This window comes from Candidatus Pelagibacter sp. PS_31 (genome assembly GCF_059417865.1).
Map to the genome: position 1 here is coordinate 874,234 of NZ_CM182069.1, position 18,253 is coordinate 892,486.

The following is an 18,253-nucleotide window of genomic DNA, read 5'->3' on the forward strand; positions in this document are numbered from 1 at the left end:
CTATTTTCTTTTTTTAAAGTCTGCTCTTAATGTTGATAAAACAATTATTACTAAAAATATTATACAAACTAAATTCATTGTTGTCCAACTTGTTAAGGTTAAAAAAACTCCAGCCGATAAGCTTGCTACTGCCTGAATTGAATAAACAATTAAATCATTAAAGCCTTGTGCTTTAAATTTTTCATCCTCTCTATAAGATAAAACTAGTAAACTTGTTCCAGATATAAATAAAAAGTTCCAACCAAATCCTAAAAATATTAATGCAATTAAATAATTAATAAAATTTTGCTCAAATAAACTAGTCAAAATTGTTATAAAAAATAAAACAACACCAACGTACATAATTTTACTATGTCCAAATTTTTTTATCAAATTACCTGTTATCAATGAAGGTAAAAACATAGCTACGATATGAAGTTGAATTACAAAACCTGTTTTAGTTAAACTTATTTTTTCCATTACATGCATACTTATTGGAGTTGCAGTCATTAAAAATGACATCACTGCATAAGCAAATGCCGAAGCCACTAATGCTTGTAGAAATCTTGGTTGAGAAATTAACTCCAAATAACTACGTTTGATTTTCTTGTTAACATGATTGGGTTTATGTCCATCCTCATAAAATAATAGAAAAATTGTTGAAGTAAGAGTTAAAGCAGCAAGCGCAATATAAGATCCGGCATATAAATGTTCGGCTATAAAACCTTTTGTTATATTAGCAACATTTGGTCCTATAAAAGCCGAACCTATTCCTGCTAATAATATTATTGAAATAGCTTTTGGTGCCATATCTTTTTTAACAGTCTCAACTGCTGCAAAACGATATTGATGACTAAAGGCTACTCCTGCACCAAGTAAAAAACATGAAAAATTAAAAAGGATAAAGCTTTCAATAATTATTGCGTACGCCGCTAGAACAGATGATAAGGAGCTCACTACAGAAGCAAACATAAAGCCTGCTCTTCGACCAATTATACTCATAACCTTTGCTGCAAAGATTGCAAAAATTGCAATACCAACAATTGATAAAGCCATCGGTAAAGTTGCTAAAGATTTTACTGGACTAAACTGAGAGCCAATTATTCCACTTAAGAAAACTGTTACGGGTGCTGCTGTAAAAGCAAAAATTTGACTTAAAATTAGCAGCCATAAATTTTTATTCATTAAAAAATGTATTTATCACTAAGATAAAGAGCAAAACCTAGAGCCATCCCTAATAAAATATATTTCATAATAAAGTTTATTTTATTTCGATTTTTTCAGGAAGTATACCTTTAGGTCTATACCTCATGATCAACAGAAGACCCATCCCCATCATTAAATATCTAAAGTAAGGAACGCTTTCAATTAAATGAATTTTTAATGAATGTGTATCTGCTAAACCTGCTGTAAATAAATTAATCAAAAATAATGCAATTGGCGCTGCCTCAATCCATAGAAACCAGACTGCAAAACCTCCTAAAATTGCTCCAAAATTATTCCCACTTCCTCCAACAATAACCATAACCCAGATTAAAAAAGTATATCTCATGGGTTGGTAACTACCTGGAGTAAATAAACCATCTTGAGTGACTAACATAGCACCAGCAATTCCAACTATAGCTGAGCCTAAAATAAAGATTAATAAATGTTGCTTGACGACATTTTTTCCCATTGCATTAGCAGCTTCTTCATTGTCTCTTATCGCACGCATCATTCTTCCCCATGGAGAGTAAAGAGCTTTTTGAGTTACTATTAACAAGGCTATAACAACAATTAAAAATAAACCTGAATAACAAAGTTTTACAAAAACTGATGATCCCTCAATTACTAATTGGTTAAGAGCTGATTGTTTATCAGTAATACTGGAGATTAAATCTAATTTCCCAGAATTAAATTTTGCAACTAAATTTATAAACCATTTTTTAGTTTGGAGTTCAATTTCATAAGGCACTGGTCGATCCAGTCCAATTACATTTTTAACACCTCTTGTTAACCAATCTTCATGCTTGATTATGGCTATAACTATTTCTGATATTAATAGTGTGGCAATAGCTAAATAGTCTGCACGTAAACCTAAAGCAACTTTACCAACTATAAATGCTAGACCTGCTGCAAAAAATGCACCTACGATCCAAGAAAACATAATTGGCAATCCTAATCCACCAAGAAATCCTGTTGTTGCTGGGTTAACATTTTCAATAGCTTCAATACTTGTCTCTGATGTAACTCTTATAATTATAATTCCAGCAATAATAATTGTAGCAATACCATAAGTTCTAATTTTAGATTTTTCAAAATTTTTTAATACAAAACGTATTGCAAGGACCATTGCAACAATTAACCATAAAGACATTAGAATACTAAAACCTCCCGCAACCCATGCTTCTTGTACAGGTTCAACAGAAATTAAAACTGCAGCTAATCCACCTAATGCCGCATATCCCATTAGACCAAAATTGATTAACCCTGCATACCCCCATTGAATATTTGCCCCCATAGTCATTACAGCAGAAATTAAACACATGTTAAAAATTGATAGAGCTACATTCCAAGATTGAAATATTCCAACTAAAATAATAAGCCCCAACATGATTGCGTAAGCTATAATTACATTTAAATGCTTTCTCACAGTACCTTCCCTTTGAATATTCCATTAGGTCTATAAAGTAAGACAATCACCAGTATAGAAAATGAGACAGCAAATTTATAATCTGTTGATAATAACTGAACTAAGGTTTCTGGCTCCATGCTTGTTGGCAAAACATACATAAAGAATTTTTTATAAGCATAAGTTAGGAATATTTCTGAAAATGCTATGACGTATCCTCCTAAAAATGCTCCAAACGGGTTTCCAATACCTCCAACAATTGCTGCAGCAAAAATTGGCAACATGTTATTAAAGTAGGTAAATGGCTTAAAACTTTTGTCCAATCCATATAAAGCTCCACCAATTGTCGCTAAAATTCCTGCAATAATCCAAGTAATCATAACTACTCTTTTAGGATCAATTCCAGACAATAAAGCTAAATCCTCATTATCAGAATAAGCACGCATGCTTTTTCCTGTCTTAGTTTTGTTTAAAAACCAAAATAAAATAGAAACCAATACAATTGTTACAAATATAGTTAATACCTGACTAGATTTAATTGCTAAACCTTCATTAAGTCCTGTCATTTCTTTAAACTCACCTGCTTTGATAATAAATTTTTTTCCATCAAAAAACCTCTGATCTGATGGACCGATTATTATTCTAACAACAGCTTGAGTTACAAACATTACACCAATACTAACCATTGCAAGTTGAACAGGAGGACTTTTGCTCACTCTATAATATCTAAAAACAAATTTATCAATTAAGAGCATATATCCAATTGTTAAAACAATTGCAAAAGGGATGGCAAGTAACGCTGTTGGTAAAACACCTAAAGAAATTCCAAGTGATTGAAAATACCAAGTAAATAATATGGTGACCATCGTACCAAAAGCCATCATGTCCCCAGTTGCAAAATTAGCAAACCTTAAAATTCCATAAATTAAAGTTACAAATATTGCACCTAGTGCTAGTTGAGAGCCATACGTAAGAGCTGGCATAAAAATATAATTTAATAATAATATAATTGCGTTTAAGAATTCCATACTATCCACCTAAAAAAGAGCTTCTTACTCTTGGGTCGTTTAATAATTCTTTTCCTGTTCCTGAATACTTATTTTCACCTGTAACTAGTACATATCCACGATCAGAAATATTAAGCGCTTGTTTAGCATTTTGCTCAACCATTAAAATTGCAACATTAGTTCTTTTTACTTTGATGATATGATCAAATAATTCATCCATTACTATTGGAGAAACACCAGCAGTGGGTTCATCTAACATTAATACAGATGGTTTTATCATTAATGCTCTTCCAAGAGCCACTTGTTGTCTTTGACCTCCAGATAATTCACCAACTAATTGGTTTCTTTTTTCTCTAAGTATTGGAAATAGTTCATAAATTTCTTCTATAATATTTTGATAATTGTCATCTCTTAAATAAGCTCCCATCTCTAAATTTTCTTCAACACTCATTCCAGAAAATACATTTTTTGTCTGTGGTACAAATGAAATACCTTCTCTCACCCTATCTTGTGGTGAAAGTTTTGAAATATCTTTGCCATCAATTATAACTGAACCAGATTTTAAATTTAAAAGACCAAGCATTGCTTTCATGGCTGTTGATTTACCAGCACCATTAGGTCCAAGAATTGAAACTATTTCGCCTCTGTTTACATTAACTGAACAAGAGTTGATGATATCAGGTCCATTACCATAACCACCTGTCATTTTTAAACCTTCAAAAAAAGCCATTAGTTCTCATCCTTTATCTTTGATCCTCTGCCTAAATAGCTTTCTATAACTTTTTCATCTTTCTTAGCTTCTTCAGCAGTCCCTTCAAATAAAACTGAACCTTCTGCCATAACAATAACAGGGTTACATAATCTACTTATAAACTCCATATCATGTTCGATCATACAAAATGTATAACCTTCTTCCTTATTTAACTTAAGAATAGCAGTTCCTAAATCTTTAAGCAGTGTTCTATTAACACCAGCACCTACTTCATCAAGTAATACTAATTTTGCATCAACCATCATGGTTCTTCCAAGTTCTAATAATTTTTTTTGGCCTCCAGATAAATTTCCAGCTAATTCATTTGATAAATGAGTCAGATTTAAAAAATCAACTACGTCTTGGGCTTTTTGTTTAACTTTAAGTTCTTCCGTTCTAACTAAACTTGGTTTTAATAAAGCAGTCATTAAATTTTCACCTGACTGATTTGCAGGAACCATCATTAAATTTTCAAGCACAGAAAGATTAGTAAACTCATGTGCTATTTGAAAAGTTCTTAAAATTCCTTTAGAAAATAATTCATATGAAGGAACGTCAGTAACATCCTCATTATTAAACAATACTTTTCCTTGTGAGGATTTTAAATTTCCAGCTATTAGATTGAACAAGGTGGTCTTGCCTGAGCCGTTAGGTCCTATAATTCCTGTAATAGATCCTTTCTTAATCTTTAATGAACAATCTGACACTGCAGCCAAACCTCCAAAATATTTAGATAGATTTTCAATTTGTAAGATGTTCTGTTCTTGATCCATGAAATTTATTTATTTAATCTTCTATGTATACTGTTGAGTGTCTTTTCTAAAGATTTATAAAAACCTGCTTTGCTTAATTCTTTAACTCCTTGTTCATTCAATCCTTTAGGTGTTTGAGACTCTTTTACTAAAAATTTTAAATCTTTTTTAGAGTTTACAACTGCATCTTCTGATAATGCTAAAAATAAAGATGTTATATATTTTTGTGCATTATTTCGTTTAACTCCTCTTTTCACTAACCAGTCTGTCATTACTCTTAGTAATTCATAAAAGGGTGCCATCATTCCAGAGGTTGACCAAAAATTGATTGAAGATTTTTCATTTTTAATTTCAACGGTTGTGCCAATTTTATTAAAAAAATCTTTAACTTTTTTATTGGGTGGACAAATGGGTACTGGTCCTTTTTTTAAAGATATAGGAGGTAATGGTATCGCTCTTATAATTTTTGCTTTAACTTTGATTCCTTTTTTAAGTTGAGCTAAAGTAATTGTTGATATGAAACTAATTACAGTTTGATTTGATCTAAACTTTAAATTTTTAATAATTTTTTCACCCACTGTTGGAGTTACTGATAAAAATATCCAATCACAAGAATTAATAATTTCCTGGTTATCTTTACTAACAGTTATCTTTTTAAACTTTTTTTTTAAAATACTAGATGTAGATTTATTTCTCTCAGAGATGATTATTTTGTTATACGAAATACTGGAACTGCAAATACCAGTGATAACGGCAGACGTAATTTTACCTGTTCCTATAAAGCCTAATTTCATAAATATAGTTACTTTATAGTGATATTAGTGAATTAATTAATAAAAAAAGAACCTCTAATTCTCAATAGTTCTCTGCTTAAATCTTTATTTTCTTTGAAAGGTTTTCTTCCGTGTAACCAAAAATAATTATTAGCCACAATGGTTGATCCAGGTACTAATTTAGTGATTACTTTATTCTTACTCTCCTCTAAAGCATCTGATAATTTTTGTAAGAAAATTCCTTGATCCATATTTTTTGGTTCAGGGAATTGATCAATATAAGAAATATTTGGCTTACCGTTATCATCTGTTGTGAAAACTGGATGTTCAACTTTATATTCTATATTTTTACTTTTAGGAGACCCCCATACAAAATTTTGTTTTCCAATGGGGTCATTGAATAAATCCTCACAATGTTCCCAGTCATCAAGATGCAACATTGCTGTTTCTCCTCCTTGGACATTTTGTTCTTCAATTTTAGTCATCAAAAGCCAATCTGTGATCTCTTTAACATATGTCCCATCCGTATGAAGATCCATATTTGTGTAAGCTTTTCTTAAGTACGAGTCACTTTTATCTTCATGCTTTACAAAAAATCTTGCATAATATTTTCCAGCCATGGCATCATAATTTGGATTACCAATTAAATAGGCAATTGCTGTTGATAGCTTTACTAAAAAGATATCATTAATTTTTGCACTTACTTTTTTTGGTCCAATTATAAAACAACCTGTTTCTCTATCTCTTACTATTGAATTAAGTAATTTGCTTAATTTATTAGAAGTTAAATCATCTAAACTTTTAGCAATAGTAAATCTGGTAAATGGTTTGTACTCTAAGGCAGTGATATCAAATTTATTGAATGGAAATATTAATTTATCTAAAATTTCATCTTCAATTCTAATGTCAATTATTCTTTTTGAATTTTGATGTTCTGTTATTGTTATTCCAGAGATATTTTCCATTAGAAATAATTACTTAGTACCGCCATCATGATAGCAGAAATAACAGTAGGATAAACAAAATTTCTTTTAGATATAAAAAATATAAATAAACAAAATAAAACAACAGTTACTCTACTTAAGTAACTAGCATCAGACAAAACACCTACCGGAAATATAATTGTTCTTGCTATTAATGCAGCTAGTGTTGAGTAGGCAAGACAATTAAACCATTTAAATAATTTTGAAGTTTCTTTTATTCCTTGTGAAGAAATTGCACCTAAAAACCTTGAAGAGAAAGTTGCAAGGGACGTGACTAAGATTGCAAGAAATACACTAGTTGACATTTAGCTCTCCTATAAAATAAGCAATTGTTCCACCAACAAGTCCTCCTAATAAAATTGACCACTCTGGAGATAGAAAATAAAAAATTGGTCCTAATATCAGACCTAAAATTACTGCAGCTGTAATTTGAATAGTTTTCATTGCCCCAACCATCATGCATAAAAAATAAATTGGGTTTAAAATTGCTAAGCCCATCATCATATTTTTATCCAAATAATCAGATGCGTAAAATCCTATAAAAGTTCCTATTACTGCTGTAGTCCAAGTAGCACAACCAATTCCAATCCAAAAATCAATTCTATGTTTTTTTTCAATACTTTTGTAATTACTTTTCATAATTAGCCATGCAGATACTGCTATAAAATGACATGAAAAGTAATATTTCCATTTTGGTTGGCTTTTGTGGATCATTAATGGAAACAAAGAAACAGCCATTGGATAAAGACGAGCATTAACAAACCAAACAGCTAAAAAAATATTTAATAATGAAGCTCCAACTAATAACGACTCTGCCATAACTAATGATCCAGGCAAAGCATAAGTAAGCATCGTTGAAAAAATACTTTCTTGAATATTAAATCCTAAATTTTTAAGAAGTGCCCCAATTGCTATAAAACAGCATCCAAGTGCAAGGGCCGGACTGTCTGGAGCTAAAATAGATTTGAAACCTTTAAAGAAAAATTCTTTATTAATCATTAACCGCCAAGGAATAATCTACCAACATCAGGATTTTTTAATAAATCATCCCCTTTGCCAGCAATAGCAGTTTGTCCTGATACTAAAACATAACCAATATCTGCAAACTCTAATCCTTTTTTTGCATTTTGTTCCACTAGGATAATAGTTTTCTTTTCAGTTTGTTGAAGGTCTCTTAATATTTCAAAAACCATATCTATATATCTTGGCTCTAATCCAATTGAAGGTTCATCAACAAGTAATACAGAAGGTTTCATAACTAGTGCTCTAGAAATTTCTAATAGTCTTCTTTCACCACCAGATAAAACTTTTGCTGGTTGATTTCTTCTATTTCTTAATCTTTCATATTTTTCAAAAATTCTTTCTGCTTCTTGGTATGACTCGTCTGTATTTTCTTTAGCATAACCACCCATTAGTAAATTTTCTTCAACCGTCATATCTGGAAAGACTGAATTATCTTGTAAGATATATGCTATTCCACATGACTTAAGTTTTTCTGCTGGGGTTAGATGCGTAATTTCTTTACCATCAATTTCTATTTGTCCTGAAAAGATATTTGTAAATCCATAAATAGAGTGAAGAATTGTAGATTTTCCAGCACCATTTGGACCAATTAAACATAGGGATTGAGCTTTACTTACACACAAATCAAAATCATGTAAAATTTCCATCTTACCATAACCAGCAGATAAATTTTTAATCGTTACATGATTATTGTCTGGAGATAGTTTTTTTAATTCTTCAGGTCCTGGTGCTTTTCCTAATACATCATATTGATTTGACATTATTGCGCTCCCAAGTAAGCGTCTAGCACACGCTTATCATTTTTAATTTCATCTGGAGTTCCGTTTGCCAACATTTGACCATGTGCTAAACAAAAAACTCTTTGTGCTAAATTCATAATTACTTTCATATTGTGCTCTATAACTAACAGGGTAATCCCATAATCTTTATTAACACTAATTAAACGATCTATAATTCCATTAATTAATGTTGGATTAATTCCAGCTGTTGGCTCATCCAACAAGAGCATTTTAGGCTCATTCATTAAGGCCATTGCTAGTTCTAATAATTTTTGCTGACCAAAAGAAAGATCTCCTGCTCTAAGTTTTCTTTTTTGATGAAGTCCTACAAACTTTAATAATGTTTCTGCTTTATCAGTTAAATCTGAAGGTATTTTTTGGAAAACTGTTAAAATCCCATCGTTTTCAGGTTTGTGGCTGATTAGCATATTTTGAATACAGTTTAATTTTCCATAAATTCGAGTTTGCTGAAAAGTTCTAAGTAATCCAAGTTTAGCAATAACGGGTACTGGTAACTCAGATACCTCTCTATCGTTAAATTTAATTGATCCACCATCAATTGGATAGGTTCCAACTATTGAGTTAAATAAAGTAGTTTTTCCAGAACCATTTGGACCGATCAGTCCTACAATTGAACCTTGCTCAACTGACATAGAGATATCTACGTTGGCTTTAACACCGCCAAAAGATTTACTTACATTTGATATATCTAATATGGCCATTATTTTAATTCTACCTGTGCCTTTCGGTCAGCTTCATCAATTACTTCTCCAAATCTTTCAGGATATTTTTCTCTTAACCATCCCATTAATCCTTCAGGAAAATAAACAACGATTACAATAATTAAAACTCCAAGAGCTACATACTGCCAGCCTAAGAAGTAAGTCCAAAAACCTTCTTTAAATAAATGAAATAAAACAGCACCAACTAGTGGTCCCCATAAAGTTCCTTTACCACCAAGAATTGCCATTAACACCATGAACACTCCAAATGTAGGTCCTGCAAAAGCAATTTCTGTAGGTTCAATATAACCATTGATGTGACCCATTAGTCCCCCAGCAATTCCAACAAAGAAAGCTGATACCATCCAACCTATAATTTTATATCTCATTGTATGAATACCCATTGCTTCAGCTTTATCTTCATTGTCTCTGATTGCGTTTAAAACTAATCCAAATCTTGTGCTGTAAGCCCACTTTAAAGTAATAAAAGTTACAACTGCTAAACCAAAACTTAAATAGTACATAAACTGTGATGATGATGCATTCGTTCCAAAACCTTTTGGCCAAACTGGAACTGTCATACCTTGTCCTGCTCCAATAATTTCAATTCCACCAGCAATTTCACCAGCAGCTATTCCTAAAGCTAATGTACAAATTGCAAAGTAGTGTCCTCTTAAACCTAAAATTCCATAACCAATTACTCCTGCAATTATTGTTGGAATAATTCCAGCTAACAATATTCCAGCTCCAAACCCTTGAAAAAATTGTGGGATAGTGTGAACAAAAGTTTTTTCTCCCCCTGCATCTGTCCACTCAGCTAGTGAAAAAAACATTGCTATTTGTGTGCTTGAAGCAACATACATTCCAACACCAAAAAATAATATATTACCAAATGTGTTGTAACCCATTTGTCCCCCTTGAACATCCCAAGTCATCGCAAGTACAATTAAAATATAAAGAAACGACATCTGAAGTTTATAAGCTGGGAATATGAATGCTCCAGCCAAACCAAGAATTATTAAACCTGCATATAGAAATGTATTTTTACTCATTATTTCAGATATTCTCTTTTTCTTGATAGTTTAAATCTTCTATAAACAAGGATTAATACGAGTAACGAGAATACAGCTGCTATTCTAAATTCTGTTCCAAGTAGATAATCTGCCCATTCCTCAAATATTCCAAGGCCCATACCAGATATTGCAACAGCTGGTAAATTTCCAAGTCCTGCAATAATTACAATCATGAAAGATCTAACTGTGTAAGGTAGTCCTGTATAAGGGTGCAACGTGAATGTGATTGCAATACATGCTCCTGCTATTCCACATAGCGCTGCATTTATTCCAAAAGTTGCTGCATAAACTTTTTCAGTATCAACACCTAAAATTTTAGCTGCTCTTGCATTTTGAGCGGTTGCTCTAATAGCTCTGCCTAATTTTGATTTTTTCATGTAGATGACAAGAATGATTGCCGATATCACACAAATTGCTCCTGAAAATATCTTAGCATTAGGTAGTGTCACTGAATTATCAAACAACATTGTTGTTCCAAAATTTGATTGAGCAACGACTACATCTGCACCAAATGCAAAGTTCATTAATTGTTGTGCTAAAATACTAATTCCAAAAGTTGCAAGAATTGATGTAAATAAATCCTTGTCTACCACTTTATTAATAACAAGCTTGTACATTCCCCAACCAACACAATACATAATGATTGGTGATACAATTACTCCAAAGGCTGGGTGAATTCCTGATAAATACATGAAGTAAGCGATGTATCCACCCATGATTACTAATTCTCCTTGAGCAATGTTTATTATATTCATTACTCCCCACTGCAGAGCCATTCCATAAGCAATTAATGCAAAAAGAATACCAAGTAGTATTCCGTCCATTGAGGCTTGAACCATTAAAATAGGGGCTTGGAAAATTAAAAAATCCATAAATTTTATTTTCTATTATTTATAAAAAAATGCCCCCTATTTCTAGGGAGCATTTTACATATTAGGTATTATCTTTTTGACCAAGATGGAATTGGGTGCACCAACTCAGCTGATGCCCATTTTGTAGGAGCAACAACTTTGTTTTCACACTTACTACCATCATCGTTACATGATACTTGGAAAAGCACCATTGGCTTAGATACGTTTTGACCACCTTCAGCAAATTTTATGTTTCCATAAAAAGTTTGCATGTCAGTTGCAGCTAAAGCATCTCTAACTTTTTTAGTATCAAATGATTGTGCTCTTTCAAACGCATCTTTAAAAACTAATAAAGCAGCAGAAGATTCTGCAGCTTGGTATGGCGGTGCATATCCGAAAGCTTTAGTAAAGTCTGCATCATACGTCATACCATCTTTAAAGAAGTTATCCGTATAAGATAGAGACTTATGCCATTGAGAAGCACAAAGCGCGTACTCAGAAGCTTTACCATGTTGCTTAGATAATTTAGCAGCATCACAGTGAGTCATTGCTAACATTTTCACATCAACTTTCATCTCTGAGATTTGTCTAACAGCTGTCAAAGCACCTTTAGTATGACCTGAAACTACAAGAACGTCCGGATTAGTAGCTTTTACTTTAGATAAAGTAGCAGCCATATCGTTAAGCTCTTTTGGTAACTTGTCATCTATAATGATTTTAGAACCTGTTCTTTTAGCAGCATCAAGAATACCTAATCTCACATCTTGAGAGAAAGCGTCTTGTTCAAATGCCATTGCAATCTTAACTGGTTTTCCACCATTTTTTTCAACTGCAAGATCAATTGCTACATCAAGATATAAGTTAGCTGGAGCTAGTACTGCAAATAAATATTTATAACCCTTAGTGAATAACGATCTAGACGCACCGTTTGCTTCAACCATAGGAACTTGATATTTTTCAGTTACAGGGGCCATAGCTTTAGTCAAACCTGAGCTATAAGGTCCAAGCATATATTGAACACCATCTTGTTGAATTAATCTTTCTGCAAGTTGTGCTGCTCTTCCAGAGTTTGACTCGTCATCGTAATAAATGATTTCAAACTTGTAAGTTTTTCCACCAACCTTAATACCACCCATGTCATTTATTCTGTCAACTGCTAAGTTATAGCCGTTTTGAGTATGAACACCATTTGATGAGTATTTTCCAGTCAATGAAATAGCTGCACCTAAAATAATTTTATCCCCAACAACCTTCGCGAAAGATATTGTTGAAGCTGAAATTAAAAGAGCAATTGCAGAAACCAAAGTAATAATTATATTTCTGATTTTCATTTTTATTTTCCTCTATTAGTTTTTTTAAATTTAAAAATATTAAACCCTTAAATGTAATTACAAGCAAGTCCTTAAGACAAAAGTGTGACCTAATAGTTTTGAATAAATGATATGATTAAAGCGATTAATATCAATACACACGCTGAAATTGTATTAATAACTTTTGGGTTTGCTTTTATCCAAACAATTAATTTTCTAGCAAGAACAGCATAAGTAATTAAAGATAAAAAATCTAAAACTGCATATGTTGTAATTAAAATTATAAATTGGACAATATAATTTGAATTAAAATCTATAAACTGTGGGAATATTAAAGGAAAAAACATCCAAGCTTTTGGACTTGTTCCTGCAACTAAAAAACCATCTTTAAAAAAAGAAAAGAAGCTTTTTGACGAAATATTATTTGAACTTATATCTTTTGGTCTTGAATTATAAATATCATAAGCGAGATAAAGTAAGTAAGCTATACTAATCCACTTAAAAGTATTTAGAAAGTTTGGATTATCGACAAAAAAAGATCCTAAAACAAAAATTACTAAAGTGGCTTGAATAATATTTGCTGTAACATCTCCAAGAGCTGTCCAGATACATTTTTGAACTCCATAATTCATGGAATATGAAATGATTACAATTCTAGGTGTGCCAGGAGTGATAAATAAAAATAAAATAATCTGTAAAAAAAGAAAATAATTTAAGGGAAGCATTTTGTTGTTTGGATAGTCCTAAATAAAACCGGGAGCTAAAGATGGCTAAATAGGACTATCTTAAAAATGATAATATCATGAGCTGAAATAAAATGCATTAACCATTTTTTTCAAATATAACGTATTTATGAAAAAAAAAGGTCACACCCCTATAACTAGGGTTAAAAATCCAGAACCTCATGTATCAGATCCTGACTGGATCATCTGGGCTGCTTGGGCTGACCGGATTACCTTTGAAGAAATAGAGCAAAAAACTGGAAAGACAGAAGGCGAAGTAATCAAGATTATGAGGCGCTCTATAAAACCTGTTTCTTTTAGATTGTGGAGAAAAAGAGTTAATCAAAAAAGTATTAAACATAGAAAAAAATTTGAATACTCTAGAAAAGAAATTACTAGTAAAATTAAAAAGAATGATTATTTATAAGATATGAAAATTGTAACTATTTATACAGGTCCACTTTGTAATTTTTGTGATGCAGCAAAAAGATTATTAGCTAGAAACAACGTTGAATATAAAGAAATTAACATTGCAACAGTAGATGGAGCAATGGATGAAATGATTACTAAAGCTAATGGAAAAAGAACTATCCCACAAATCTTTTTTGATGATAATCATATTGGTGGTTACGATGATGTTAGGGCTCTTGAAAAAGAAAATAAATTATTAGAACTTTTAAAATAAATTAGTTTTTAGGTTTAAAAGTAAGACAAACACCATTATTACAGTATCTTTTACCAGTTGGTTTAGGTCCATCTTCAAAGATATGACCATGATGTCCGCCACATTTTTTGCAATGATATTCTACCCGCTCATAACCTAATAGAGTATCTGTTTTAGTTTCAAATGCATCCGGTAACGATTGATAAAATGAAGGCCAACCTGAACCACTTTCATATTTGGCATTTGAGTCAAATAATTTTTCACCACAATTAGCACAATGATAGCTTCCTTCTCTCTTCTCGCGATTTAATTCGCTCGTGCCTGGTGCTTCTGTACCATCTTCAAACAAAATTAATTTTTGTTCAGCAGAAAGATCTTTATTAATTTTTTTTATCATAATTAATTTTTTTTAAATATAAAATTAAAATCTATTTTTTTTTCAAGAATATAGCCATTTCTCTCTAATATTTCATTTAATTTTTCATTAATTAGTTTTGCTTGATCATTATGATCAATCATTTCAATACAAATAAATCTAATTTTATATTTCAAAAAATCAATTGAATTAAGAATATTTAATTCATGTCCCTCAACATCAATATTCATAAAATCAATATCATTATAATTATAGCTATCTAATATCTTATCTAGCCTTTTTGTTCTTATTTTTAGCTTAGATATTTCTTCATTCTTAAGATTGTGATGATTTTTTAAAAATAAGAGATGGTTTGCTTCTAAAGTATTTTGTGTATTCAATTCATCAACAAAATATAGCGTTTTATTTTCTTCATTGTCAGATATAGCTGCATTTATATTAATGTCCTTTGGTCTTGCAAAATTAAAAAGGTCTATAGTTAAAGAATTTAAATCTATATTTATTCCACGCCATCCACTCTTATACATTTTATATGTATTGTTATGTCTTGTTGGATGAAAGCAGCCTATATCTACAAATTTTCCTTTATGTGCTTTATTAAAAAAACTTAGAATAAATTTTTCTTCTCCAAACTGAGAGCTATTATTTAAAAACTTATAATTTCTAATATAAATATTATAAAAATAATAAAAATTTTTAAATAATGGGTATTTTTTTACAAAATTAAGAAATTTAGATTTTGAATTTTTCATTATAAAAACTGACCTATAGATTAGTTTTCTATCACTCTTAAGGGTTTAGCTGCAACACAAGCCTCTAATCCTTCAATCATCTGTGTATAAAATATACTATAATTTTCTGCTGTTACATAGCCAACATGTGGCATCAACAATGCATTTGGTAAAAATCTTAATTTATTTCCTTCTGGTAGAGGTTCTTTTTCATAAACATCAAGTCCTGCTCCAGCAATAACATTGGTTGATAATGCTATAATTAAATCATCTTCATTAATAATTGATCCTCTAGATGTATTAATTAAAAAAGCAGTTTTTTTCATTGAGTCTAATTCTTTTAGTTTTATTAACTCTTTATATCTTTCTCCACCTTGCACATGGATCGATAAAAAATCAGAATTTTGAAATAGATCTTCTTTACTGCATGGAAGGACACCAAGTTCTTTACAGGTATCCAAGTTTAAATTTTCACTCCAAGCCATAACTTCCATGCCAAAAGCTTTAGCAATTTTAGCAACTTGTGAACCAACTCTTCCAAGTCCAATTAACCCCAAAATCTTTCCTTTAAGCTCAAACCCAATAGTGGTTTGCCAGTAACCTTGGTACATGTTGTCAATTTCTTCTTTAAAATTTCTAGCTAACCCTAAGATTAAACCCCAGGTTAATTCTGTTGTGCCTGCAAAATCAATGTCAGTACCACACACAGTAATTTTTCTCTTTTTAGCAGCAGCTAAGTCTATTGCTTTATTTCTTGAACCACTGGTAATGATATATTTAAGATCATTTAAATTATCGATTAAATTTTTAGTAATAGGAGTTCGCTCTCTCATTATCAATAATGCTTCAAAGTCTGATAATTGCTCTATGGCATCTGCTTCATCTTCAAAGAGTTCACTGAATATTTTAAATTCATATTTGCCAGATAATTTTTTTAAATCAACAAATTCGTGAGACACGTTTTGGTAATCATCTAAGATAGCAACTTTAAGCATTTTTAATCTTTCTGTTTGATAAAAGAATTCCTGTTAAAATAAATATTGCGCCCAACATATGATAAAACATAAATTTTTCATTAAAAATAATCATTGCCATAATTGCACTTAAAATAGGCATCATATGTAAAAAAACACCTGCTCTGTTAGCACCAATTAAAGCAACTCCCTTTATCCAAAAAATAAAAGAAGCAAGACCTGGAAATAGAACTACATAAAATAAAATCATGTAAAAGTTTTGATTTAAAACAATTCTAAAGCCCATTTGATACTCTATAAAGTAAATTGGTATTAAAAAAATAAAGCCAAATGAAATTACTACTTCTAGTAAACCTAGTTGAGATAGTTCGTGTTTTTTTTTCTTTAAAAGAGCTGAATAAGTAGCCCAAGAAAGCATTCCAAAAACCATCGTGATGTCGCCCTTGTTAAAGTCTAAATTCATTAATATTCCAAGATTTGCTTTGGTTATAATTAAAACAACTCCAATAAAAGAACATGTAACGCCCATTATTTGAAAAGTATTAGTTTTTTCAATTTTTAAAATTGAAGAAATGAAAATGATCATCACTGGTATTGTTGATATCATCAACACTCCACTGATTACTTGCGTAAAGTTTAAAGAATAATAGACAATTGAATTAAAGATAGTGACGCTTGTTATTCCGAGAATTGTGTAATATTTATAATTTTCTAAAATATAACTTCTTTTGTTAAATAGTTCTTGAATTGTAAATGGAGCTAAGATCAACCAAGCAAAAAGCCATCTATAAAAATTTAATGAAAATGGAGGTACTTGATATTGACTAGCAAATTTTCCAACTAAAAAATTTCCTGACCAAAATAAAGCTGCTAAAAATAAAAAAATATAAGCAACATTATTTTTATTTATCACTTAGCTAAACCTAAGAGAGCTATATGGCTTTAAATCTAAGTTTGTATTTTCTTCAGCAATCATTCCAGAGATTATTTTCCCTGAAATAGGTCCTAATGTCCATCCTAAATGATGATGACCAAAGCAATAAAAAACATTTTTATATTTTTTTGAAGGTCCTATTACAGGCAAGTAGTCTGGTAATGTAGGTCTAAAACCAAGCCACTCATCTTCATGTTCGGGTAAATCACCCATCATGTATTTTGCATTATTGATTAAATTTTTAACTCTTGATTTTGATAATGGGTTGTCTAATCCACCAAATTCAACCGTACCTACAACTCTAAGTCCCTGTTCCATCGGTGTAATACCAAATCCTCTATTTTGGAAAATTACGGGTCTACTTAAAAGATGATCGCAATTTTTAAAGTGCACATGATACCCTCTTTCAGTATCAAGAGGTATTTTTTCATCTAAATTATCTGTTAATTTTTTTGAAAATGAACCACAGGCAATAACAATTTTATCAAATAAAAAGCTTTGCGTTTCAGCTTTTATAACTGGCTTTTCATCATTAAAATTTATGTCTTTAATATTCATTTTTAAAAACTTACCTCCCTTTTTCAAAAAAAGATCATAAAGTTTTAAAAGAATTTTCTTAGGGTTTCTCGCATGTCTGCCATATTGATAATAAACACCTCCATGATAGATAGGTTTTATATTCGGTTCTAAGTCATGAATTTCTTTTGGAGTAATTACTTGTTGATCAACCCCCAGTTCATTTCTAACTTTAATCTCTAGTTCTCTACTTTTTAAACTTTGATCGTTCCAAATATATAAAATACCTTTTTTTTCAACCAATCCTCCAAGCTCTACTTCATCAAATAATTCATCATAAGCAGGTAATGCTAAATCTAAAATTTGATGCATGTTTTTAGCGGTATGCATCATTCTTTTTGTAGTACAGTTTCTTATAAATTGTAAAAACCAAGGCATCATTTTTGGAACATAGTTCCATTTTAAAGCAAGTGGACCTGTAGAACTTAAAAGCATTGCAGGGACATCAGTTAATACATCAGGTCTATTTATAGGAACAGATGCATATGGAGAAAAGTGACCTGCATTACCGTAGGATGCAGCAGGACTTCCCGGTTCATCTCTATCAAAAATTGTTACACTAAAACCTTTTTTTTGTAAAAATAAAGCATTTGAAATACCTTGTATACCAGCACCAACAATTCCAATTTTTAAATTTTTTTCCATGACACTTTATATAATTC

22 protein-coding genes are annotated in these 18,253 nt (G+C 31.0%); 2 read left to right on the forward strand and 20 right to left on the reverse strand.

The genetic code is table 11. The annotated features are described in order from the left end of the window. The 15 genes from AC5SLN_RS04695 to AC5SLN_RS04765 all read right to left on the reverse strand — a co-directional run bounded on the left by AC5SLN_RS04695 (position 1) and on the right by AC5SLN_RS04765 (position 13,339). Positions 1-1,164, reverse strand: coding sequence for an MFS transporter (locus AC5SLN_RS04695; protein ID WP_494592975.1), 1,164 nt, complete (start codon positions 1,162-1,164; stop codon positions 1-3). Between the two features lie 76 nt (positions 1,165-1,240). After that, a complete protein-coding gene (locus tag AC5SLN_RS04700; protein WP_494594197.1) occupies positions 1,241-2,572 on the reverse strand; it encodes a branched-chain amino acid ABC transporter permease in 1,332 nt (443 codons plus the stop codon). A 35-nt stretch (positions 2,573-2,607) separates the two neighbouring features. Then, positions 2,608-3,618 (reverse strand): branched-chain amino acid ABC transporter permease, encoded by a 1,011-nt coding sequence (locus tag AC5SLN_RS04705; protein WP_494592977.1) that lies wholly within the window; start codon positions 3,616-3,618, stop codon positions 2,608-2,610. A 1-nt stretch (position 3,619) separates the two neighbouring features. Continuing rightward, the gene (locus tag AC5SLN_RS04710; protein WP_011282328.1) at positions 3,620-4,327 is read right to left on the reverse strand and encodes an ABC transporter ATP-binding protein; all 708 of its coding nucleotides are present in this window, start codon (positions 4,325-4,327) and stop codon (positions 3,620-3,622) included. Then, the gene (locus AC5SLN_RS04715; RefSeq protein WP_011282329.1) at positions 4,327-5,121 is read right to left on the reverse strand and encodes an ABC transporter ATP-binding protein; all 795 of its coding nucleotides are present in this window, start codon (positions 5,119-5,121) and stop codon (positions 4,327-4,329) included. The genes AC5SLN_RS04710 and AC5SLN_RS04715 overlap by 1 nt, the downstream gene beginning before the upstream one ends. A gap of 5 nt (positions 5,122-5,126) precedes the next feature. After that, on the reverse strand, positions 5,127-5,894 hold the full coding sequence (locus AC5SLN_RS04720) for a pyrroline-5-carboxylate reductase (protein ID WP_494592979.1): 768 nt from the start codon (positions 5,892-5,894) through the stop codon (positions 5,127-5,129). A gap of 32 nt (positions 5,895-5,926) precedes the next feature. Next, on the reverse strand, positions 5,927-6,838 hold the full coding sequence (glaH, locus tag AC5SLN_RS04725; RefSeq protein WP_011282331.1) for a glutarate dioxygenase GlaH: 912 nt from the start codon (positions 6,836-6,838) through the stop codon (positions 5,927-5,929). Next, on the reverse strand, positions 6,838-7,161 hold the full coding sequence (locus AC5SLN_RS04730; protein ID WP_011282332.1) for an AzlD domain-containing protein: 324 nt from the start codon (positions 7,159-7,161) through the stop codon (positions 6,838-6,840). The genes glaH and AC5SLN_RS04730 overlap by 1 nt, the downstream gene beginning before the upstream one ends. Further along, complete coding sequence (locus AC5SLN_RS04735) at positions 7,151-7,855, reverse strand: AzlC family ABC transporter permease (protein WP_494592981.1); 705 nt, start codon at positions 7,853-7,855, stop codon at positions 7,151-7,153. The genes AC5SLN_RS04730 and AC5SLN_RS04735 overlap by 11 nt, the downstream gene beginning before the upstream one ends. After that, positions 7,855-8,640, reverse strand: coding sequence for an ABC transporter ATP-binding protein (locus tag AC5SLN_RS04740; protein WP_494592983.1), 786 nt, complete (start codon positions 8,638-8,640; stop codon positions 7,855-7,857). Before AC5SLN_RS04740 ends, AC5SLN_RS04735 begins: the two co-directional genes overlap by 1 nt. Then, positions 8,640-9,380, reverse strand: a complete 741-nt coding sequence (locus tag AC5SLN_RS04745; RefSeq protein ID WP_006997926.1) for an ABC transporter ATP-binding protein — start codon at positions 9,378-9,380, stop codon at positions 8,640-8,642. Before AC5SLN_RS04745 ends, AC5SLN_RS04740 begins: the two co-directional genes overlap by 1 nt. Continuing rightward, positions 9,380-10,432: a branched-chain amino acid ABC transporter permease gene (locus AC5SLN_RS04750; protein ID WP_494592985.1), complete on the reverse strand. Its 1,053-nt coding sequence runs from the start codon at positions 10,430-10,432 to the stop codon at positions 9,380-9,382. The genes AC5SLN_RS04745 and AC5SLN_RS04750 overlap by 1 nt, the downstream gene beginning before the upstream one ends. Next, a complete protein-coding gene (locus tag AC5SLN_RS04755) occupies positions 10,432-11,325 on the reverse strand; it encodes a branched-chain amino acid ABC transporter permease (protein ID WP_006997924.1) in 894 nt (297 codons plus the stop codon). Before AC5SLN_RS04755 ends, AC5SLN_RS04750 begins: the two co-directional genes overlap by 1 nt. A gap of 68 nt (positions 11,326-11,393) precedes the next feature. Then, entirely contained in the window at positions 11,394-12,635 is a 1,242-nt protein-coding gene (locus AC5SLN_RS04760; RefSeq protein WP_006997923.1) for an amino acid ABC transporter substrate-binding protein, read from the reverse strand. 89 nt (positions 12,636-12,724) lie between these two features. Continuing rightward, positions 12,725-13,339, reverse strand: coding sequence for a LysE family translocator (locus tag AC5SLN_RS04765; protein WP_494592987.1), 615 nt, complete (start codon positions 13,337-13,339; stop codon positions 12,725-12,727). A gap of 127 nt (positions 13,340-13,466) precedes the next feature. On the opposite strand from AC5SLN_RS04765, the gene AC5SLN_RS04770 reads away from it, so the two are divergent. Together AC5SLN_RS04770 and grxC are read left to right on the forward strand one after the other, a co-directional pair. Continuing rightward, entirely contained in the window at positions 13,467-13,763 is a 297-nt protein-coding gene (locus AC5SLN_RS04770) for a TIGR03643 family protein (RefSeq protein ID WP_271479643.1), read from the forward strand. 3 nt (positions 13,764-13,766) lie between these two features. Then, positions 13,767-14,021: a glutaredoxin 3 gene (gene grxC, locus AC5SLN_RS04775; RefSeq protein ID WP_494592989.1), complete on the forward strand. Its 255-nt coding sequence runs from the start codon at positions 13,767-13,769 to the stop codon at positions 14,019-14,021. A 1-nt stretch (position 14,022) separates the two neighbouring features. Here the strand turns inward: grxC and msrB are convergent, their stop codons facing one another. From msrB to AC5SLN_RS04800, 5 genes are read right to left on the reverse strand one after another with little or no spacing between them, the layout of a single operon-like run. Next, on the reverse strand, positions 14,023-14,397 hold the full coding sequence (gene msrB, locus AC5SLN_RS04780; protein ID WP_494592991.1) for a peptide-methionine (R)-S-oxide reductase MsrB: 375 nt from the start codon (positions 14,395-14,397) through the stop codon (positions 14,023-14,025). Positions 14,398-14,399: 2 nt separating this feature from the next. Beyond that, on the reverse strand, positions 14,400-15,128 hold the full coding sequence (locus AC5SLN_RS04785) for an FkbM family methyltransferase (RefSeq protein WP_494592994.1): 729 nt from the start codon (positions 15,126-15,128) through the stop codon (positions 14,400-14,402). 20 nt (positions 15,129-15,148) lie between these two features. After that, a complete protein-coding gene (locus tag AC5SLN_RS04790; protein ID WP_494592996.1) occupies positions 15,149-16,102 on the reverse strand; it encodes a D-2-hydroxyacid dehydrogenase family protein in 954 nt (317 codons plus the stop codon). Further along, on the reverse strand, positions 16,095-16,994 hold the full coding sequence (locus AC5SLN_RS04795; protein ID WP_006997917.1) for a DMT family transporter: 900 nt from the start codon (positions 16,992-16,994) through the stop codon (positions 16,095-16,097). Before AC5SLN_RS04795 ends, AC5SLN_RS04790 begins: the two co-directional genes overlap by 8 nt. Beyond that, on the reverse strand, positions 16,995-18,236 hold the full coding sequence (locus tag AC5SLN_RS04800; protein WP_006997916.1) for an NAD(P)/FAD-dependent oxidoreductase: 1,242 nt from the start codon (positions 18,234-18,236) through the stop codon (positions 16,995-16,997). Positions 18,237-18,253 lie beyond the last annotated feature (17 nt).

What these genes read in the sequence shown, in the direction of transcription:
- AC5SLN_RS04715 (WP_011282329.1), bottom strand. Translation starts at nt 5,121, where the DNA reads ATGGATCAAGAACAGAACATCTTACAAATTGAAAATCTATCTAAATAT.
- AC5SLN_RS04705 (WP_494592977.1), bottom strand. Translation starts at nt 3,618, where the DNA reads ATGGAATTCTTAAACGCAATTATATTATTATTAAATTATATTTTTATG.
- AC5SLN_RS04740 (WP_494592983.1), bottom strand. Translation starts at nt 8,640, where the DNA reads ATGTCAAATCAATATGATGTATTAGGAAAAGCACCAGGACCTGAAGAA.
- AC5SLN_RS04710 (WP_011282328.1), bottom strand. Translation starts at nt 4,327, where the DNA reads ATGGCTTTTTTTGAAGGTTTAAAAATGACAGGTGGTTATGGTAATGGA.
- AC5SLN_RS04730 (WP_011282332.1), bottom strand. Translation starts at nt 7,161, where the DNA reads ATGTCAACTAGTGTATTTCTTGCAATCTTAGTCACGTCCCTTGCAACT.
- AC5SLN_RS04760 (WP_006997923.1), bottom strand. Translation starts at nt 12,635, where the DNA reads ATGAAAATCAGAAATATAATTATTACTTTGGTTTCTGCAATTGCTCTT.
- glaH (WP_011282331.1), bottom strand. Translation starts at nt 6,838, where the DNA reads ATGGAAAATATCTCTGGAATAACAATAACAGAACATCAAAATTCAAAA.
- AC5SLN_RS04745 (WP_006997926.1), bottom strand. Translation starts at nt 9,380, where the DNA reads ATGGCCATATTAGATATATCAAATGTAAGTAAATCTTTTGGCGGTGTT.
- AC5SLN_RS04750 (WP_494592985.1), bottom strand. Translation starts at nt 10,432, where the DNA reads ATGAGTAAAAATACATTTCTATATGCAGGTTTAATAATTCTTGGTTTG.
- grxC (WP_494592989.1), top strand. Translation starts at nt 13,767, where the DNA reads ATGAAAATTGTAACTATTTATACAGGTCCACTTTGTAATTTTTGTGAT.
- AC5SLN_RS04720 (WP_494592979.1), bottom strand. Translation starts at nt 5,894, where the DNA reads ATGAAATTAGGCTTTATAGGAACAGGTAAAATTACGTCTGCCGTTATC.
- msrB (WP_494592991.1), bottom strand. Translation starts at nt 14,397, where the DNA reads ATGATAAAAAAAATTAATAAAGATCTTTCTGCTGAACAAAAATTAATT.
- AC5SLN_RS04695 (WP_494592975.1), bottom strand. Translation starts at nt 1,164, where the DNA reads ATGAATAAAAATTTATGGCTGCTAATTTTAAGTCAAATTTTTGCTTTT.
- AC5SLN_RS04700 (WP_494594197.1), bottom strand. Translation starts at nt 2,572, where the DNA reads ATGTTGGGGCTTATTATTTTAGTTGGAATATTTCAATCTTGGAATGTA.
- AC5SLN_RS04785 (WP_494592994.1), bottom strand. Translation starts at nt 15,128, where the DNA reads ATGAAAAATTCAAAATCTAAATTTCTTAATTTTGTAAAAAAATACCCA.
- AC5SLN_RS04800 (WP_006997916.1), bottom strand. Translation starts at nt 18,236, where the DNA reads ATGGAAAAAAATTTAAAAATTGGAATTGTTGGTGCTGGTATACAAGGT.
- AC5SLN_RS04735 (WP_494592981.1), bottom strand. Translation starts at nt 7,855, where the DNA reads ATGATTAATAAAGAATTTTTCTTTAAAGGTTTCAAATCTATTTTAGCT.
- AC5SLN_RS04770 (WP_271479643.1), top strand. Translation starts at nt 13,467, where the DNA reads ATGAAAAAAAAAGGTCACACCCCTATAACTAGGGTTAAAAATCCAGAA.
- AC5SLN_RS04790 (WP_494592996.1), bottom strand. Translation starts at nt 16,102, where the DNA reads ATGCTTAAAGTTGCTATCTTAGATGATTACCAAAACGTGTCTCACGAA.
- AC5SLN_RS04765 (WP_494592987.1), bottom strand. Translation starts at nt 13,339, where the DNA reads ATGCTTCCCTTAAATTATTTTCTTTTTTTACAGATTATTTTATTTTTA.
- AC5SLN_RS04755 (WP_006997924.1), bottom strand. Translation starts at nt 11,325, where the DNA reads ATGGATTTTTTAATTTTCCAAGCCCCTATTTTAATGGTTCAAGCCTCA.